The sequence below is a fragment of the Anaerotignum lactatifermentans genome (assembly GCF_016902535.1).
Lineage (GTDB): Bacteria > Bacillota > Clostridia > Lachnospirales > Anaerotignaceae > Anaerotignum > Anaerotignum lactatifermentans_A.
The window spans coordinates 78421-96328 of sequence record NZ_JACSNY010000005.1; the positions used below are offsets into that span (position 1 = coordinate 78421).

Consider the following 17908-nt stretch of genomic DNA (forward strand, 5'->3'; position numbering starts at 1 on the left):
AATAAGAAACAAACCATTTTCTAATATTAGGAAACCCTTGATTTTTCAGGGTTTCCTTTTTATATGTTACGACTTTGTTACACTCCCATGAAAAAAAAGCCTTTGCTATTGCCAGAAAAAAACTCCTTTTGTATACTGAGCCTGCAAAACAGAACTGCAAAAGATGCACGCTCTGGGGCAGTTTGGAATGGGTCTTGTCCAGGGAGGGTTCGGTTCGTTTTGTAACTACACAACGAAGAGAAAAACAAAAAGGAGGAAGATAACAGTGAAAAAGTTTATTTCATTTGTTATGGCTGCGGCTATGGTGGCATCATTGGCGCCTGCAACGGCTTTTGCTGTTTCCAATAACGGCGAAGTGAAAGCAACGGCAAGTATCATCAATGCCTGGTCCGTATCGGAAGTAGGAAATGATGGTGAAATCAGCGGAGAGGATGCACCGGAACTGCAGCTGAAGATTACAAGCGCGGATTATAAACAGACTTCCGTTTCCGCAGATCAAATCGAGGCAAAGTTTACGCTGACACTGGACAATGCGGAATGGCTGGGCACAGAGAAAGAGATCGCTGATAGCATCTCCATTGAGGATGAGGATCATTACGATATTATTGGTACATGGAACCCCAATGCCACAGCTGCGACAGAAACATATTCTTATACAACAGATGGTACAGGCGACGGTTCTTCCAGCGGCGCGACTATCGTAGCCAACTGGAAGAGTACAACAGCTTCAAATCAGACATACGGTTATTGGGAGATAGGAACAGAAGGAACAAATTTCGTCTCTATTGATTCTGTAGTAGAGGGATTGGCTGTTCAGGAAGGCGAAGAAATTACCGGAAAAGGCGTGGATGAACAGAAAGAAGCGCTTTTTTATCAGACAGTAGATGCTTCCGCTGATTACAGCAAATGGCTGGAAGTAACAAATTGGAATAATACAGGCAAAGACGGTTGGGTCTGTGCGGAGAATGACGGAACCTACGGCTCTGCTGGCGAATTTAAAGCCTTAACAGGCACGAATACGGAAGATACAACTTCGGGCCTGCCTGCAAATGTACAGAATTTTTCCGAACTGAAAGCAGCTGTTTATACAGCGGAAGATGTAGAAACAGCACTGGATAGTGCATTAGACACTTCGGTAACCACATCTTACGATTACGGTGTTCGTACACTGACTTCTCAGACAGCAGCCAAAGGCGCTTATACCGGCGGCAATGCCAATGGTCGTGTAGGTGATATCACAGTGGATAAAATCGATGATGATGTCATTGAAGTGACGATCCATGGCAAATTTTCTGTAGGTGATGTAATTGCTGTGAACATGGACACAGTGATGACGAAAACATCCGTAAATAAAACAGCAACTGTAAGTATTGAGTCGGATCTGGTAGATGCCGATGACCTGGTTTTTGTTTCTATCAAAGAACAGGCAGTTGAAGCATCTATCAAAAAGACAGTCAATGTGGCGGAAGAGGAAATGGTTGACCTGTACAGCGGAGGTTTGGTAATTAAAGAAGCCGTAGACGGTTCGTTGGATGGAGTGGATGAAATCACGCTGGAACTGAACAAAGGCTTTGAGTTTACAACGGCAAACGGTGTTACAGTAGAGTCTGGAAGTACAGAGCTGAATGTAGATGTAGATCTGGAAGACGATGATACATTGGTGATTACCGATTTGTCCGCCAATACCATCGTAGATGGAAAGATTACCGTCAAAGGTATTGAAATCGAGGCAACTTCCGCAAGCACTGGTGACATTGCCACGATTACTGTAAAAGCTGGAACCATGGATAAGGTAAAAGTAGAAGTTGCGGAAGTTGTGGATTATGAAGTGGTGATGTCCGTAGACGAGGACGAGGATGTACCTGTGATTTACAGCGGTGTTGACGCAGACAACACAGGCATTACAGATGATTCCGACCATGAAACACTGGAGATTACACTGGAAGAATCTTTCCCCGGCGCATGGAGCTCCAGACAGGGCTTTACCATCACCATTCCTGAAGGCGTGTATGTAACGGACGTTGAGATCGTAAATCAGGAAAACTTCTTCCAGGATGGCGATGACATGACAGACGCTGAATGGGAAGAGGCTTTTGAAGAAGCTTATCAGGATGGCGACCATCTGAATTTTGAATTTGCAAAAAGAGTATTTGATGATGTAGACACAGATCTGAACGAAGATCCCGCATCTTTGACCTTCGTTCTGACGCTGGTAGCAGACCCCGGCTTTGAAGGTGATGTAGAAATTGGCTTTGAAGGCAGTCTGGTAGAATCTCAGTCTGTTGTTGCGGCAACATTCGTATCTCCTTATACCGTTACAGCGGAACAGAATGACCTGAAGATTGATTCCAGATATACAGAGATCCCCACAGATATCGTTGTAACAGAAGCGGCAGACGGCCTGTGGGAGAAAGGCGCGGAATTTACGTTCCAGATCGAGAAGGAACTGATTTCCTTCGAGGATGACGCAACATTTACAGCGGATGAAGACAGCGATATGGAGCTGAAAACAACTCAGAGCGGCGGCACACTGACATTTGAAGTAAAATCCACCAGCGATGAAGCTGCATCCGTAACCATTTCCGATATGGAACTGTATATGGATCGTAACATCCCTACGGGCGCTTACGCTCTGGAACTGTACACTACCATGTCTGACGCATACGAAGCACAGCTGCTGTACGCTTATGACGATACAGACGCAGCAACAGCTGATTACGGCGACGATTTGGACGGTGACAACTTTGTAGGCGATATCACAGATTACAGCAACGTCGTAAAAGACAGCTTCATTAATGTCATCACAGGTACTACAGACGGCGCGATGTTTACCACAAAGGTGGTTGTACCCGTAGGTGAAAATTACCTGATTTCCGGTGATACACAGATCGAACTGGATGTACCCGCTTACATCAATGCGGATGGTTACACTATGCTGCCTGTCAGAGCTGTATCCACAGCGCTGGGTATTGATAACAACTCTGTTTTGTGGGATCAGGATTCTAAGACAGTCACCATTCTGTATGGCCAGAGAATCATTTCCATGACATATGGCCAGAAAGTGATGTATGTCAACGGTCAGGCCATCGCCACCAGCTCCGCGGTAGAAATTACCGACGACAGAGCGTTCCTGCCTATGAGAGATCTGGCAACGGCTTTGGGCATCACAGACATTACATGGGATGACACCACGAAGACAGCCACACTGAACGGCGGCGAAGCATAACAGAAAAATCGTTTCCTTTGCGGGCGCAGTACGCAGAAGAGAAACATAGACCATAAGAAGGCATAAGTCCTGTAAAAAGGGCTTATGCCTTCAAGGCGTTTTCATAAAAAACGGTTTCTTTGGGCTTTCTGGTTTTTGCTGGGAAAAGGCCGCTGCCGTCTTGTTATTTTTTCTTTGTCCTGTTACAATACAGAGGAAGGGGAAAACGGGGCAATTGAAAAAGAAACGAGGGATATAGATGAAAAAAAGATGGATTGGTATGATGACGGCATTGCTGCTTTTGGGATGCGCGCCGGCGGTACAGGCGGCGGAGGTGGAAACCGGCAGCAGATATACACCGGCGGAAACAGACGTTGTCATTACGGAAGGCGCGGACGGCCTGTGGGAAAAAGGCGTTACCTTCACTCTGCGGATGGAGAAGGGCTATATTCCCTTTGAGCAGGGCAGTACCCTTTGGGTGGACGAAGAAAGCGGCATGAAGATCCGCTGGGAATGTGAGGATGGTGTGCTTACTTTTACAGTGGAAAGTACCAGCGATGAAGCGGCGGTGATCCGGGCCGAGGATTTGAAGCTGTTTTTGTCCAGAAATCTGCCGGCGGGAGATTACCGTCTGGAGGTAGAGACTTCTATCAGTGAAAATTTTTATAATACACCGCTTTTTGGCGGCGAAGTGCTGGGCAACGTAGCCGATGAGAAAAAACAGGGGGTGGACAGCTTTATTACCCTGACCATTGGTACGGAATCCCCCAGACTGTATACCACAGAGGTGCGTGTGCCGGTAGGCGAGAACTATGTAATGACCGGGGAGCGGCAGATGGAGACAGACACATCGGCCTATATCAGCGATGCCGGCTATGTAATGCTTCCTGTTCGTGCCGTATCTGTGGCCATGGGGCTGGATAATGAGCGTGTGCTCTGGGATGCGCCCACACGGACGGTGACCATACTGTATAATAACCGCATCATCTCCATGACGGAAGGGGAAAAATATATGTCTATCAACGGCACGAAGATTCCCACCACATCTTCCGTCACCATTCGGGACGACAGAACTTTCTTAGGCCTGCGGGATCTGGCAACGGCTTTGGGCGTGACAGACCTTTCCTGGGACGCGGAAACACAGACCGCATATTTTAATATGACGGTGGAAGCGGAATAAAGAATATGAGAGCGCTTGCTTCTCTTTTGAGGCAGGCGCTTTTTTTGCGCGCATATTTTTCCTGTTTTTTTGCCAGACTAAGGCAAAAAGAGAGGTGAAAAAACAGAATGCAGATTTCTGAGAATCTGGCCGAAAACAAAGCGGCGTTGCAGGAGATCTTTCGTGACTGCGGGGATATTGTCTTTCGTGACTTTGCCGCGGCGGAGGGGCGGGGCCATCTGTTTCTGGTGTATGTGGATAATATGGTCAGCACTACTGCCATTGAGGAGTCTATCCTGACCAATGTAATGAACCGTTGTCAGGCTGTGGAAGCGGAGGGCCTGCTGCGCCACTTAACGGAAAGCGTCATCTCCATTCGTGACGTGATCCGCCTTTCTGCCTTAGAGGAGGCGGCGGACGCGGTACTTTCCGGGGATACCGTAATATTTATGGAGGGCAGTGGCTTTGCCCTTCAGGCGTCTACCAAGGCCTTTCCCAATCGAGGCGTAGGCACAGCAGAGACGGAGGTGGTGGTACAGGGCCCGAAAGATGCCTTTACGGAACTGCTGGCCTTCAATATTGTACTGATTCGCCGTCGAATCCGGCATACGGGATTAAAGGTGAAGCGAAAAAAGCTGGGTGCCATGACAAATTGTGATCTGGCGCTGCTCTATGAAGAGGAACTGGTCAGGCCGGAAGTGCTGGCCAGAATCGAAAAGCATCTGGACCAGATCCATGCTGATGGGATACTGGACAGCGGTGCGGTGGAACAGCTGCTGGAACAGCGGGTCATGTCTCCTTTTCCCCAATTACAGATGACGGAGCGGCCCGATAAGGCTGCTGCCGCCATTTTAGAGGGGCGTGTGGTGGTTGTGGTGGATAATACCCCCTTTGTCATCCTGATTCCGGCCACTTTGAATGTATTTTTTCAGGCGGCGGAGGATTATTATGACCGGTGGGAGATCATGAGCTTTCTGCGGCTGCTGCGCTATGGGGCGGCCTTTTTGGCGGTGGCCCTGCCGGGGTTGTATGTGGCGCTGACGGTGTACCATCCCCAGCTTCTGCCTACGGCGCTGGCCCTGAAAATTGCGGAGACAAGGAGCAGTATTCCTTTTTCCGTTGTTCCGGAAGTGGTGGTCATGGAACTGGCCTTTGAAGTGCTGCGGGAAGCGGGCATTCGTCTGCCGTCTCCTGTCAGCTCCACCGTAGGCATTGTGGGCGGCATCATCATCGGTTCCGCCGCCGTGGAAGCGGGACTGGTGAGCCCGGCGGTAGTCATTATTTCCGCCCTGACGGGGATCTGTACCTTTGTGATTCCCAATCCCGCCATTGTATCCGGCCTGCGCCTGAGCAAATATCTGGTGCTGGCACTGGCGGCGGTGCTGGGGCTGTACGGTTTCTGGCTGGGGATGCTGTTTCTGCTGCTGCATCTGGCGGGGTTATCGTCTTACGGTATTCCTTTTCTCTATCCCTTCTGCTCTTCTTCCGCCAATGAGGACCGGGATTGGGAGGACAGTCTCATCCGCCTGCCTTTGCGGTATCTGCGGCGGCTGTCCATTTTCCGGCGGAGGAAAGGAGGGGAAAGCTGATGTTTTCCGAAAATCAAAAAATATCTCCCCGACAGGCGTCGGCCTTGCTGCTGATGGCGTTTCTGGGAACACCGCTGCTGTTTCTGCCTGCCCGACTGGCCCAGATCGGCGGCAGACAGTGCTGGCAGATCATGGCGGTGGGCGCTCTGGCGGCTCTGGCGGTGACGCCGGTTTTGACCTGCCTGTGGAAACGGGAGCCGGGCTGGACGGCGGTGGAATGGTTCCGTTCTGTTTTTGGCTATGGTCTGGGGGGCTTGCTGTCTTTGGGTCTGGGCTGGAAGCTGTTGGTGGATGGCGCTTTTGAGCTGCGCATCTTCGCGGAGGTCATCCGCCGGGCCATGCTGCCCTATACGCCTTTGCCCCTGCTTTTGGGCAGTCTGTTCCTGCTGTCTTTTCTGGCGGCAAGACGTGGTGTGGAATGCAGCGGCAGAGCGGCGGAGATCCTGCTGGTGCTGGTCTGGGTGCCGCTGTTGGCACTTCTGCTGGCGGCGGCTGTATCCGTGGATCAGCCCTATTTCCTGCCGCTGGCGCTGCCTTCTGCAAAGGCACTGTGGCAGGGGCTGGCGGTCACCCAGCCTTTGTACCAGCCCATGAGCTTTCTGCTGTTTTTGGGACCCTTTCTGGCAGAGCCAAAGAAGGCGGGGCGCAGTGTATGGAAGACCATGGTTTGTGCCGGAGCGCTGTTTACAGGGATCACCTTCCTCTGTCTGGCGGTGTATGGCCCCCTGTCCCTGTCCCAGAAGGCCTTCGCTTCTTTGCAGGCTATGGAGCGGGTTAGCATGAACGGCATTTTTCTGACGAGGCAGGACCTGTTTTTATTATGGTTCTGGGCGGCGGCGGTATTTCTTTTTTTGACGGGCAGCCTTTTTTTCGGCGGTGTTTTTTTGCAGCGTCTGACAGGAAAAGGGGAAAAGGGCCGCAGGATTGGATTCTGGGCCTTTGGTCTGGCGTTGCTGGCTCTGGCCCTTCTGCCGCCGGATCTGGAATGGGCCTATACGTTCCGCAACAGGGTACAGCCTGTGTTCAGCGGTGTTTATCTGGCGCTGTTTCCGGTGATATTTCTCATAAAAAGCTGGGCAGCGGAAAGGGGGCGGCGTCATGGCTAAAATCAGACTGTGTTTCCTGATTCTCTGCCTGTGCCTGCTCAGTGGCTGCTGGGATGGCAGAGATCCGGAGGATCGGGCTTATGTCATTACGCTGGGCATTGAAAAAGGGGAGGACGGGCTTCTGTTTACCTTTGCGCCAGGGACTTCCAGCCAAAAGGGGGAGGTGTTTTCTGTGGAGGCGCGGACATTGACGGAAGCGGCGGCCAAGGCAGCCTGGACTAGATCTCGTGAGGTCTATCTGGGGCAGCTGCGAAATATTATTTTTGGGAAGAGCCTGCTTTCTGATCTGGCGGCCTTTTCCTCCGTGCTGGATGAACTGGAACGGGGGTCGTCCATTTCGGAAAAAGTGATGATTCTGGGAACCAGCGGCAGTGCCGCCCAATGTGTGACGGCCATAGGCGAGCAGGATCAGGCCACAGGGCTGTTTCTCTGGGATTTTTACAAAAATACGGCGGAGACTGTAGCGGTGACCAGAGGTCTGGATCTGGATATCTGGCTGACGGAACTGCGGGAGCAGGAGGGCAGCGGCGTTTTGCCCCGAATCGAAGCGGAGGACGGCACTTTGACCCTGGGCGGCAGTCTGGTGGTGGCGGAGGGGGCGTATGCCTTTGCGCTGACGCCGGAGCAGGAGCAGGACCGTCTGCTTTTGATGGGAGAAGGAAAGGGCGCGGTGTTCCAGCAGACCTATGAGGGAGCGGTCCTGCCCTTTACAGTGCGACAGAATCGGGCGGACTATGAATTCTGGCAGGAAGACGGAGAAGTTGTCTGTCGGGTATGCCTGCGTCTGTCGGGCAGTCTGGGGGGCAGCGGCGGCAATGCCGTGCTTTCCGCCGAAACCCTGGAGCAGCTGGAAAATCTCTTTCAGGAGAGCATAAAATCTCATTTGGAAAATACAATAAAAGTAGTGCAGTCCCAGACGACGGGAGATGTATTGGGTCTGGCGGCGGAATACGCCCGCCATCTGCCGGAAACGCCGGACTTTGACTGGACGCGGATGGAGATTTTGGTAGAGCCGGAGATTTCCATTGTGGATACGGGACGCACACGCTAGGTATAAACTGGAAAAAATCGGGGCATCCTTTCTGTACCAACGAGAGAAGGAAGGGTGGCTATGGAACAGTTACTGTTTTGGAAGGAACGGCTGAAAAGCCTTTGGAAAAAAGAAGGACGTCTGTTTTTGGGCGCCGGTCTGCTGGCGGTGGTTTTTACGGTGGTCTTTGCCGGATATGTTGCCAAGGGATATGCGGAGGAGATCATTTCCGGCATTTCCGGGAAGGTGGTTCGTTTTCATGTGCTGGCCAATAGTGACAGCGCCGCCGATCAGGCGTTAAAGCTGGCGGTGCGGGATCGTGTGCTGGCGGAATTTGGGGAACGGCTGGAGGATTGTACCAGTAAGACGGAAACGCTGGATTTGCTGGAACGCAGCCGGGAAGAGATTTGCCGGATCGCCGCCGGGGAAGTGGCGGCGCAGGGGTATACTTATCCGGTTCGGGTATGGCTGGTTCGGGAAGATTTTCCGGAAAAACAGTATGGGCAGCTGGTATTCCCCGCCGGGGTCTATGACAGCCTGCGTATTGAGATCGGTCAGGGGGCCGGCCATAACTGGTGGTGCGTTTTGTATCCCCAGATGTGCTATGTGGACGCGGCCTTTTCCGAGCCTACGGAGGAAGGCCATGACCGCCTGTGCCGGACGCTGGCACAAGAGGAGTATACGGTGGTATCCGCCATGGAAAGCGACAAAACGATGCCGAAGTTCAAGCTGAAAATTGTGGAGCTGTGGCAGAACAGATAACTGGAGGGGGCAGAAGTATGGGGTGGAAAAAAAGATATGGAATCCTGCTGGGGGTCCTGCTGCTGGGGCTGTACTGCCTTTCGCTAACATCAGGTCCAACGGCGGTGTCGACTTCCAGTCTGGTTTCCTGGGGCACCAGCGGCGCTCTGGTACGCCAGACCCAGGAACGTCTGGCACAGCTGGGGTACGACGTAGGGAATCCGGACGGTATTTTCGGCGTCCGGACCTACGAGGCCATCCGGCAGTTCCAGCAGGACAATGGACTAAAGGTAGACGGTATCGCGGGAGACGCCACGCTGGAGCGGCTGGGGATTGCCGTCGGCAGCGGCACCAGCGGCGTAGGGGAGACCAGCGGCAGTGATTGGGATGAGGATCTGTATCTGCTGGCCTCCATTATCCATGGGGAAGCCCGCGGCGAACCCTATGAGGGGCAGGTGGCCGTGGGAGCGGTGGTGTTGAACCGAGTAGCCAGCCCGGATTTTCCCGATACTATTGCCGGTGTTATTTTCCAGCCGGGTGCCTTTGACGCTGTGGATGACAACCAGTTTTATCTGACGCCCAACGAAACGGCCTTTCAGGCGGCGCAGGACGCCCTCAACGGCTGGGACCCTACCAATGGTGCTCTGTATTATTGGAATCCTGTTACAGCCACCAGCCGGTGGATCTGGAGCGTGCCCATTACGGTTTCCATTGGCAGGCACGTTTTTGGCGTGAAATAAAAAACGCGGAGATACAGACCCATAAATCTGTGTTTCCGCGTTTTCGTTTTCCGATTTTTTTAGCCAATGACTACGAACTTGCTGATAAGCAGCAGTGCCACCAGCAGATGCAGGATGGACGTAATGGTAAAGGCCATAACGAAATCCAGATGATGTGTTTTATGGCGGTTGATGACCATACCAAAGAGACCGCCTGCGCCTCCGCCCAGAATGGACAGCAGGAACAGATTTTTCTCGGGAATCCGCCGGCGGTTTTTGATGGCTCTTTTTTTGTCCAGTGTCATGGCGCCGTAAAGCGCCAGATTGATGATGATGTAATAGGCCAGGATGATCCATAAAGCCGTTAAATTAAAAGTGATTGTTGTGCTTTCCATTATCTCACCACATTTCTCCAGTCTAAGTCGCCTCTGTCCAGTGCCAGCAGCAGGATCTCCGCAGTGGCCAGATTGGTAGCCAGCGGGATATTGTGGGCATCGCAAAGGCGGAACAGAGAGTTGAACTCGTCAAAATGCTGCGGGGAAGAAGGATTGCGCAGGAAGATCATGGCGTCAATGCCGTTATTCATGATCTGCGCGCCGATCTGTTCGGCGCCCCCCAGCTGTCCGGCCAGATATTTGTGGATATTCAGATTGGCAGCCTCTTCCACCAGACGGCCTGTGGTAGCGGTGGCATAAAGCTCGTGCTTGCACAGAATATGGCGGTAGGCGATGCACAGGTTTTCCATCAGTTTCTTTTTTGTATCATCGGCAACTAAAGCGATGTTCATAACAGACCCCCCTCAAATAATGACCTGGTTTCTTTTTTTCTGATATTTAAGATCAGCCCTAAGGCGATCATATTTGTCCACATGGAACTGCCTCCGTAGCTGACGAAGGGCAGGGACATACCCGTATTGGGCATGATGCCTGTGGCGACACCGGCGTTGACGAATGTCTGGAAAGCAAACATTCCGGCGATGCCGACGGCCACCAGCTGTGAAAATGTATCTCTGGTAGATAATGCTATTACTATACAACGAAATACCACAAAGAGCAAGAGCCCTAAGGTAAATATACAGCCTAAAAATCCAAATTCCTCCCCAATGACGGAAAAAATAAAGTCATTATGGGGTTCCGGCAGGTAGCTGAGCTGATTCAGGGTCCCCTGAAAGAGGCCCTTGCCCATAAGCTGGCCGGAGCCGATGGCGTTGATGGACTGTTCTGTCTGGTAGTAAAGGGTGGGGTCCGCCGAAGGGTCCACAAAGGAAAGGATACGGTTGAACTGGTGGGTCTGGAAGATTTTATCCGTAATCAGCGGGTTCTCCCGGGATACGTCCCAGCAGATAAAAATAATCAGCGGCAGCACCACGATACATACATTTCGGATCCAGGTATACTCAATGCCTGCCACAAAAAGCAGGATACAGAAGATGGCCACCAGAACCAGGCTGGCGGACAGTGCCGGTTGCTTCTGCACCAGCAGAATGGGGATGACCATGATAACACACAGCTTCAGCACATAGGACAAGCGGTTCATCTGATCCATATGCATGGACATGACCTTCGCCATGAAAAAGATCATCATGATCTTGGCGAATTCGGAAGGCTGTATGGTAATGGGGCCAATGGCGATCCATCGTGTGGCGCCGCCGGCGTTGGAGCCGATCAGAAGTACCGCCAAAAGCAGCAGCAGGTTGACGATATAGATCGGGATATAAAATTGTGAGAAATATTCATAATCTACATTGGCGGCGGCGACCATCAGTCCCAGACCGAATAAGAAGAAAAAGATCTGCTTATAGACCTCCGACGCCTCCGCTCCCTGATTAAAGTGCAGGGCGCTGGCGATACAGAGGATGCCGAATACGCACAGGACGCAGACGACGCCAATGAGTGTATAGTCCAGATTTTGGAACCATTTACGAATCTGCATGAGGCAGATACACCTCCGGTGTTGATAAAATTTATGGCTCTCCCCGGGGGAGAAATACAGGAAAGCCGGTAACACAGGCGCAGTATGCACAGGTTCCCCGGCTTTGTATGTCTTTTAATCCTGGTTTACTTTCCGCATACTCTTGATGGGAATATTGGCGTAAAGTACGGGTACGGTTCCGCTCTTGTCGTCGGACTCTGTCTGGGTGATCTGGATGTCCAGTTCTTCCTCGTCGATTTCCATGTAATTGGAGATGACTTTAATGATGTCGGTTTTCAGCATTTCCAGCACCTGAGAAGAACAGTTGACCCGGTCATGGACCAGAACCAGCTTTAATCTGTCTTTTGCCACTGTACCCGAAGGCGGCGTGCTTTTTTTCTTGAAGAAACTAAAGAAATCCATGATGACACTCCTTTCCCCTGATGGTAATTAGCGGCGGAACAGCTTTTTGAGCTTGTCCATAAAGCTTTCCGGTTCCTCTTCGAAGGTCATCAGAGGCACTTCCTCGCCCATGATGCGCTGTACGATGTTGCGGTAAGCCTGTCCGGCCCGGGATTCCTGATTGCTGACAGCAGGCTCGCCTTTATTGGTGGCGATGACGATGCTTTCGTCATCGGGCACAACGCCCAGAATATCTACCGCCAGAATCTCTGTGACATCCTCAATGTTCATCATTTCGCCCCGGTTCACCAGATCGATCCGCAGACGGTTCAGGATCAGGGTGGGGTTATTCAGACCGTTGGCCTCCAGCAGGCCGATGATCCGGTCGGCGTCACGCACTGCGGAAACCTCCGGTGTGGTGACAACGATGGCGCGGTCCGCGCCGGCAATGGCGTTTTTGAAGCCCTGCTCGATACCGGCGGGGCAGTCGATGATGATATAGTCGAAGCCTTCTTCTTTCAGATTTTCGCAAAGCTTCTGCATCTGTTCAGGAGAAACGGCGTCTTTGTCTCTTGTCTGCGCCGCGGGCAGCAGGAACAGACCCTCAAAGCGTTTGTCCTTAATCAGTGCCTGTTTCAGACGGCAGTTGCCTTCCACAACGTCTACCAGATCGTATACGATGCGGTTTTCCAGCCCCATGACTACGTCCAGATTTCTCAGGCCGATATCCGCGTCTACCAAAGCTACTTTTTTGCCCAGTATGGCCAGACCACAGCCAAGGTTGGCGCTGGTAGTTGTTTTGCCGACGCCGCCCTTACCGCTGGTAATTACGATTACTTCGCTCATGTGTGTTCCCCCTAGTCGTCGAAGATTGATGATTATTTGACCACGGAAAAACGTGGTGTTCTCTCATACAAAAAATTTTATATATTTGTATTTTAACAAAAATATTCTGTTTTTGCATCCATTTTTTTAAGCAAAAATGGAAAACTTTTTCCCTTTTACGACAAAGCCATCACAAAGATCTGGCCGTTCTGTACGAAGGCGTATTCCGGCGGCTTGGGGCCGCGTTTGTTTTCCTCCGGGAAACGGGTGATGATGTCGGCGATGCGCAGCTGTACCGGTGCCATATAAACGGCGGAGACAAAGGCGTCTGTCATGCCCTTGCAGCCGGCGTGGGCCATGCCTTTGAGCTGTCCCAGTACGATGATGTTGCCGGTGGCTTTGATTTCGGCGCCGGGATTGACGTCGCCGATGACCACAACACTGCCGTCGAATTCGATCTTCTGGCCGTTGCGCAGGGAGCCTTTATGGAACTTGGTCAGGTTATGGGGATGCATCTCCTTTTCCAGCAGTTCGGAAAGCTGTTTCAGCTCGTTGTTTTCTGTTTTGACAAAGGTGATGTCCATATTGGTTTTTTCAGCGATGATCTTTAAGAGCTGTTCCTCTTCCTCCTCGCTGAAGACCCGGCCCTTGAAGGCCAGAGAGGTCTTTACTTTGTCGAAGAATTTTCCGGCTTCCTCTACCTTCTGCGTCAGCTGTTCACAGATGACGTCAAAGGGGGCATCCTGCTGAAAGAGGATGGTGACCCCGTCTTTTGTGCCTTTAAAGATAACATAGTTTTCCTGGTTCATAATTCCCCTCCTGTATTTCCTTACTGTGCGAAAACAGTTTCCATATTCGTGTTGGACGGTTCATAGTCCAGCCCCAGATATTCCCGAATGATCGCCTTTGCTACCACCTGCGCGGGAGAACCGTAATTCTCGCCAAAGGGGATCATAACGGTAATGGCGATCTGCGGATCGTCATAGGGCGCGAAGCAGACCAGCCAGGTATGAGAGCTTCTGGAAAGGTCTTCCTGGGCCGTGCCGCTCTTTGCCGCCACTTCCACGGGAAGATCCGTAAAGGCGTTGCGCAGAGTACCCTTGGAGCCGTTGGCAACCAGATACATGCCTTCGTATACGGCCTGTAGATTTTCCTCCTGGAAATCCATAACGTGCTCAATATTTTCTACCGTCTGTTCGTGGACGGAGCCGTCGGGATTGGTCACCTTATCAATGAGATGGTAGGTATAGAGCGTGCCGCCGTTGGCCAGTGTGGCGATGTAGCGGTTCATCTGTACCGGCGCGTAGCTGTTGACGGACTGGCCGATGAAGGCACGGATGGTGTCGCCGTCGGTCCAGCGGGTCTGGCTGGTGGACGCGTCGGGATTATATGTTTTGATGGTGCGTTCTTTATAATAAGGCGAAGCCATGGTAGGCTCGTATTCCTCCAGCTCAATGCCGGTGGTGGAATTGAGGCCGAAGGCCGCCATATATTCGTTCAGTGTGGTGATGGCCTGCTCGGTGGTGCCTTCTTCCGCGTTGCCCATGCGGTATGCCAGCTCATAGAAGAAGTAGTTACAGGATACCTCCAGAGCGTGGGATACGTTCACAAGGCCATGGGTAGAGCCGCTGTTGCTGTAAATCCAGCAGCGGGCGTAAGGCGTGCCGGCATCCTTGAAGATCCCCTGATCCCGGATGGTGGTGGTAGGCGTAATGGTGCCTGTTTCCAGCCCTGCCAGCGCGGGAATCATTTTAAAGGTGGACCCGGGTGCTTTTTTCTGCTTCAAAGGCCGGTTGACCAACGGTGTGTTGGTATCTTCCAACAGCATATTGTAATAGCTGTTGTTGAAGGTATTGACCAGTTCGTTGTTGTCATAAGACGGATAAGTCACCAGCGCCAGTACCTGCCCGCTGTCTACTTGCGAAACGACCACGGAACCGGTGCAGGGGTCCAAAGCTGTATCCGCCGCGTTCATTTCTCCGCTTTCCAGTTTCCGGATGATGAATCCGGCGGGAGAAAGGGAACCGGATTGGATCTGGTCGATTTCCTCCGGGGTTGTGGGGGCACGGCCCTGCTCGATCATGGCCAACAGCAGTTCTTGAGCGGATACGCCGCCGTTGTTCAGACCGTCCAGCAGGAAGGTCTGCAAGGTTTCCGCCGCGTCCTCCGCCTCTGTGTCAAAGAGGGGGTTGGCTGTTTTCATTTTTGCCAGCAATGCCTGCTGCGCCGTATCCGATTCCTTGGAGGAAAGGATCAAAGAGGCGGAAATATGGTTGGCGCTGACCATGGAAGCAAACAGTTCCGTGGTGGATACGCTGTATTTTCCGCCGGAGGAAAGACGGCTGATGACAGAGTCTGTCAGGGCCTCCTCCAAAGTATAATATGCTGTTTTTTGCAGCTCACTGTCGATGGTCAGGTAAACATCCTTGCCGGGGATAGGCTCTGTGGTGTCGATGACGTTCATGCGCCGTCCCTGATTGTCTACTTCCATCAGGATGGTGCCGTCGGTGCCGTTCAGTTCCCGCTCATAGAGTTTTTCGATACCGGACTGGCCCACTACGTCCGTGGCGCTGTAAATGGGATTGCCCTCCGCGTCCAGATCATCCTTGTACAAAGCGTAGTCGGATTCTGTCATCTGGCGGATATAGCCCACGATATGGGAGAAACATTCCCCGTCGGGGTATTCCCGCAGAGAGGTGGTGCCGACAATTACGCAGGGGAAAACATCCTGGTTTTCTTCCACATAGGCCAGTGTTTTGTCACTGATTTCCGCCGCGATGGTCACAGACTGATATTTGGAATAGCGCACCGCGTAAAGGGAATTGCGGATGCCTACGGCTTTTCGCACCAGATCTGTGGGCAGATATTCCGGCAGACCGAAGAAATCCCGCAGGAAGTCCAGAGTTTCCAAGGAATTGTAGGAAAGCTCCTCATCCTTCATGGTCATGGTGGCCTTCCACTGTTCCTCTCTGGTCTGATTGCCGTTGAATTGGAAGGAATAGGGGTATTCCATATCCATGGGGATATCGTCGATGAGAGTTTCGCCGTATTCCGTCAGTTTCTGAGCCAGTGTCAGCGCCATCAGGTTTTTGTCGTTTTTCCCCAGCTCCAGAATGTAATATACATAGGCCCGTTTTTCCGTCAGGGAATAGCTGTCCGGCGCTTCATAAAGCGCAAAGAGGTAATCGAGACATTCCTCCGCGGTATACTCCATCTGTTTTTTGTCCAGACCGATGGATTCCTTCCATGCTTCCTCCGCGTCCTTCTGTTCTTTTTCCGTACCCTCAAACTGGAAGGTATAGGGGGCGGTCTTTGTAATGGGCAGAGCATCCCCTACCAGGAAGTCCTCCGCCAGAAAATCCTCCATCAGATCCTGTACCAGCTCCAGACGGGAATCGGAAAGATCCAGAGTGACGCTGTCGTCGATGTCAACGGAATAGGCCGCCGTATTCGCCGCCAGAGGACGGCCGTAGCGGTCATAGATGCCGCCCCGGGCCGCGGGCACATTGACCTGTTTGGATACGTTGGCGGTCAGGGAGGCTTCGTAAGTATCGCCGTGGATGATCTGAAGATAGAACAGACGGGCTACCAATATGAAAAAAAGCAGACAGATCCCGCACAGCAGGACAAAGATCCTGCTTTTGCAAAGATCCAGAAAATGTTCCCAGTATTGTCTCATTGCTTACCTCCAGCAAAAAAACGGAATTTGCTCCCGGCTGTTCCCAGATTCAGAACAGGCGGTATTTGTATTTTTCCTTTAATTCCAGCCATTCGTTGACGCCGAAAAGCAGACGGTAAATGGGAATGGTGAAAATAGCCGTATAAACAGCCTCCGGCAGCGCCAGACGGAAGAGGAAATAGAATACGTTGGTTTCCCCCTGCAGCAAAAAGCCGATCAGGAAAATAATGAATTCAAAAACAACTGCCGCCAAAGAACAGATGATGACGGGCAGGATATAGTTTTCACGATAAAAGTCTTTCTGGTTGCGTCCTGCCAGAAGCCCCGCCAAAAGATACAGAAGGGCATAATATCCGATGGACGTGCCAAAAAAGATATCATGGAGCAGACCGGAGAAAAAGCCCACCACGGCCCCTTCTCTGTATCCCCGCAAAAGGGCGTAGGATACCACAATAATCAGCGCCGTATTGGGCATAATGCCGCCGATGGACAGATAATGCAGCAGTGTGGTCTGCAATATGAAATTGACAAATACGATGATGCTTGTCAATAAGATCCTCAAGAGTTTTCGTCCTCCTCAGTGGTGACAGCGGTTTCCTCCGCAGCCTCATCCTCGGCGGAAGTGGTTTCCTCCGGTGTGATGGTCTGGACGGTGCTGTCCTTATCCAGTACCAGCAGGCTGTCCAGATGTTTCAGATCTACCGCTGGTTCAATGATGGCGTATTTTGTCAGACCGTTGGTATCGGTCTGTACTTCCTTGACTTTGCCGATGGTCAGCCCCGGCGGATAGATGTCGCTCAGGTGGGAGGTGACGATCTCGTCGCCCACCATGATTTCCGCCTCGGCATCGATATATTCCATCTTGCACAGGCCATCGCTCATGAGAGAGTATTCCCCCTTGACAACGCCCAGATCCTCCGTACGCAGGCTCATGGCCGGCACGGAACTGCGGCTGTCCAGAATGGACTGGCCTTTGGCGTAGGTAGCGCCGCTTTCCAGCACCTTCCCTACCAGACCCTCCGGCGCCACCAGTACCATGTTGGCTTCCACGCCGTCGGAAGTACCCTTGTCGATGGTGAATACATCGTACCAGCTGCCGGCGTTCTTGGCGATGATGCTGGTGCCGAAGGAAGCGTACTGGGGATATTTCTGGGCGATTTTCAGCAGGGAGGACAGCTTTTCGTTTTCCGTCTCATAGAGGGAAAGCCGTTGGTTGTCCGACTGCAAAGCCGCCAGTTCTTCCCGCAGCTTTTCGTTTTCGTCCAGCAGATCCTGTTTTTCTCTGTTGCTGGAGAGGGTGTTTTCCACCCAGCTGCCGATGCCGGTGGTCAAGTCCTGGAAGGGCGTCACAACAAAACCGATGGCGCTTTCCACCACGGTGGCGTTGAGTTTTTTTCCATTGGTCACCAGAGCCAGCACGGCCAGAAGCAGGATGGCGCCGGTAATAATGATTTTTCTGTATTTTTCAAAAAATGAAAACAAATCGACCGCTCCTTCAAAGGGGAAAGGCCCCTTGGTTACAGACTTTTTCTACGATAGTGA

Annotated in this window: 16 protein-coding genes; 7 read left to right on the forward strand and 9 right to left on the reverse strand. The window is 52.0% G+C overall.

Annotation, left to right across the window (positions count from 1 at the left end; translation table 11 throughout):
• Positions 1–265: 265 nt before the first annotated feature.
• The 7 genes from H9X84_RS13275 to sleB all read left to right on the forward strand — a co-directional run bounded on the left by H9X84_RS13275 (position 266) and on the right by sleB (position 9570).
• On the forward strand, positions 266–3226 hold the full coding sequence (locus H9X84_RS13275; protein WP_205133339.1) for a copper amine oxidase N-terminal domain-containing protein: 2961 nt from the start codon (positions 266–268) through the stop codon (positions 3224–3226).
• A 238-nt stretch (positions 3227–3464) separates the two neighbouring features.
• Positions 3465–4385 carry a copper amine oxidase N-terminal domain-containing protein gene (locus H9X84_RS05365; RefSeq protein WP_205133338.1) on the forward strand — a complete coding sequence of 307 codons (921 nt, stop codon included), beginning with the start codon at positions 3465–3467 and terminating at the stop codon, positions 4383–4385.
• Positions 4386–4492: 107 nt separating this feature from the next.
• Positions 4493–5953, forward strand: a complete 1461-nt coding sequence (locus H9X84_RS05370) for a spore germination protein (protein ID WP_205133337.1) — start codon at positions 4493–4495, stop codon at positions 5951–5953.
• Positions 5953–7059 (forward strand): GerAB/ArcD/ProY family transporter, encoded by a 1107-nt coding sequence (locus tag H9X84_RS05375; RefSeq protein ID WP_205133336.1) that lies wholly within the window; start codon positions 5953–5955, stop codon positions 7057–7059. Before H9X84_RS05370 ends, H9X84_RS05375 begins: the two co-directional genes overlap by 1 nt.
• Positions 7052–8110 (forward strand): Ger(x)C family spore germination C-terminal domain-containing protein, encoded by a 1059-nt coding sequence (locus tag H9X84_RS05380; RefSeq protein WP_205133335.1) that lies wholly within the window; start codon positions 7052–7054, stop codon positions 8108–8110. The genes H9X84_RS05375 and H9X84_RS05380 overlap by 8 nt, the downstream gene beginning before the upstream one ends.
• A 60-nt stretch (positions 8111–8170) precedes the next feature.
• Complete coding sequence (gene spoIIR / locus H9X84_RS05385; RefSeq protein ID WP_205133334.1) at positions 8171–8851, forward strand: stage II sporulation protein R; 681 nt, start codon at positions 8171–8173, stop codon at positions 8849–8851.
• A gap of 17 nt (positions 8852–8868) precedes the next feature.
• Entirely contained in the window at positions 8869–9570 is a 702-nt protein-coding gene (gene sleB, locus H9X84_RS05390; protein ID WP_205133333.1) for a spore cortex-lytic enzyme, read from the forward strand.
• A 59-nt stretch (positions 9571–9629) separates the two neighbouring features.
• Here the strand turns inward: sleB and H9X84_RS05395 are convergent, their stop codons facing one another.
• The 9 genes from H9X84_RS05395 to mreC all read right to left on the reverse strand — a co-directional run bounded on the left by H9X84_RS05395 (position 9630) and on the right by mreC (position 17848).
• Positions 9630–9944, reverse strand: coding sequence for a DUF1294 domain-containing protein (locus H9X84_RS05395; protein WP_205133332.1), 315 nt, complete (start codon positions 9942–9944; stop codon positions 9630–9632).
• The gene (locus H9X84_RS05400) at positions 9944–10336 is read right to left on the reverse strand and encodes a methylglyoxal synthase (RefSeq protein WP_205133331.1); all 393 of its coding nucleotides are present in this window, start codon (positions 10334–10336) and stop codon (positions 9944–9946) included. The genes H9X84_RS05395 and H9X84_RS05400 overlap by 1 nt, the downstream gene beginning before the upstream one ends.
• Entirely contained in the window at positions 10333–11481 is a 1149-nt protein-coding gene (gene rodA, locus H9X84_RS05405) for a rod shape-determining protein RodA (RefSeq protein ID WP_205133330.1), read from the reverse strand. The genes H9X84_RS05400 and rodA overlap by 4 nt, the downstream gene beginning before the upstream one ends.
• 114 nt (positions 11482–11595) lie before the next feature.
• Entirely contained in the window at positions 11596–11883 is a 288-nt protein-coding gene (minE, locus tag H9X84_RS05410; RefSeq protein ID WP_205133329.1) for a cell division topological specificity factor MinE, read from the reverse strand.
• A 27-nt stretch (positions 11884–11910) separates the two neighbouring features.
• Positions 11911–12708, reverse strand: a complete 798-nt coding sequence (minD, locus tag H9X84_RS05415) for a septum site-determining protein MinD (protein WP_205133328.1) — start codon at positions 12706–12708, stop codon at positions 11911–11913.
• A 155-nt stretch (positions 12709–12863) separates the two neighbouring features.
• A complete protein-coding gene (gene minC / locus H9X84_RS05420; RefSeq protein WP_205133327.1) occupies positions 12864–13496 on the reverse strand; it encodes a septum site-determining protein MinC in 633 nt (210 codons plus the stop codon).
• 20 nt (positions 13497–13516) lie between these two features.
• Complete coding sequence (locus H9X84_RS05425) at positions 13517–16366, reverse strand: penicillin-binding transpeptidase domain-containing protein (RefSeq protein WP_205133326.1); 2850 nt, start codon at positions 16364–16366, stop codon at positions 13517–13519.
• Positions 16367–16415: 49 nt separating this feature from the next.
• Entirely contained in the window at positions 16416–16928 is a 513-nt protein-coding gene (mreD, locus tag H9X84_RS05430; RefSeq protein WP_205133325.1) for a rod shape-determining protein MreD, read from the reverse strand.
• Entirely contained in the window at positions 16925–17848 is a 924-nt protein-coding gene (gene mreC / locus H9X84_RS05435; RefSeq protein WP_205133324.1) for a rod shape-determining protein MreC, read from the reverse strand. The genes mreD and mreC overlap by 4 nt, the downstream gene beginning before the upstream one ends.
• Positions 17849–17908: the final 60 nt, after the last annotated feature.

What these genes read in the sequence shown, in the direction of transcription:
- H9X84_RS05425 (WP_205133326.1), bottom strand. Translation starts at nt 16,366, where the DNA reads ATGAGACAATACTGGGAACATTTTCTGGATCTTTGCAAAAGCAGGATC.
- H9X84_RS05400 (WP_205133331.1), bottom strand. Translation starts at nt 10,336, where the DNA reads ATGAACATCGCTTTAGTTGCCGATGATACAAAAAAGAAACTGATGGAA.
- minC (WP_205133327.1), bottom strand. Translation starts at nt 13,496, where the DNA reads ATGAACCAGGAAAACTATGTTATCTTTAAAGGCACAAAAGACGGGGTC.
- sleB (WP_205133333.1), top strand. Translation starts at nt 8,869, where the DNA reads ATGGGGTGGAAAAAAAGATATGGAATCCTGCTGGGGGTCCTGCTGCTG.
- spoIIR (WP_205133334.1), top strand. Translation starts at nt 8,171, where the DNA reads ATGGAACAGTTACTGTTTTGGAAGGAACGGCTGAAAAGCCTTTGGAAA.
- H9X84_RS05380 (WP_205133335.1), top strand. Translation starts at nt 7,052, where the DNA reads ATGGCTAAAATCAGACTGTGTTTCCTGATTCTCTGCCTGTGCCTGCTC.
- minE (WP_205133329.1), bottom strand. Translation starts at nt 11,883, where the DNA reads ATGGATTTCTTTAGTTTCTTCAAGAAAAAAAGCACGCCGCCTTCGGGT.
- minD (WP_205133328.1), bottom strand. Translation starts at nt 12,708, where the DNA reads ATGAGCGAAGTAATCGTAATTACCAGCGGTAAGGGCGGCGTCGGCAAA.
- rodA (WP_205133330.1), bottom strand. Translation starts at nt 11,481, where the DNA reads ATGCAGATTCGTAAATGGTTCCAAAATCTGGACTATACACTCATTGGC.
- H9X84_RS05365 (WP_205133338.1), top strand. Translation starts at nt 3,465, where the DNA reads ATGAAAAAAAGATGGATTGGTATGATGACGGCATTGCTGCTTTTGGGA.
- H9X84_RS05370 (WP_205133337.1), top strand. Translation starts at nt 4,493, where the DNA reads ATGCAGATTTCTGAGAATCTGGCCGAAAACAAAGCGGCGTTGCAGGAG.
- H9X84_RS05395 (WP_205133332.1), bottom strand. Translation starts at nt 9,944, where the DNA reads ATGGAAAGCACAACAATCACTTTTAATTTAACGGCTTTATGGATCATC.
- H9X84_RS05375 (WP_205133336.1), top strand. Translation starts at nt 5,953, where the DNA reads ATGTTTTCCGAAAATCAAAAAATATCTCCCCGACAGGCGTCGGCCTTG.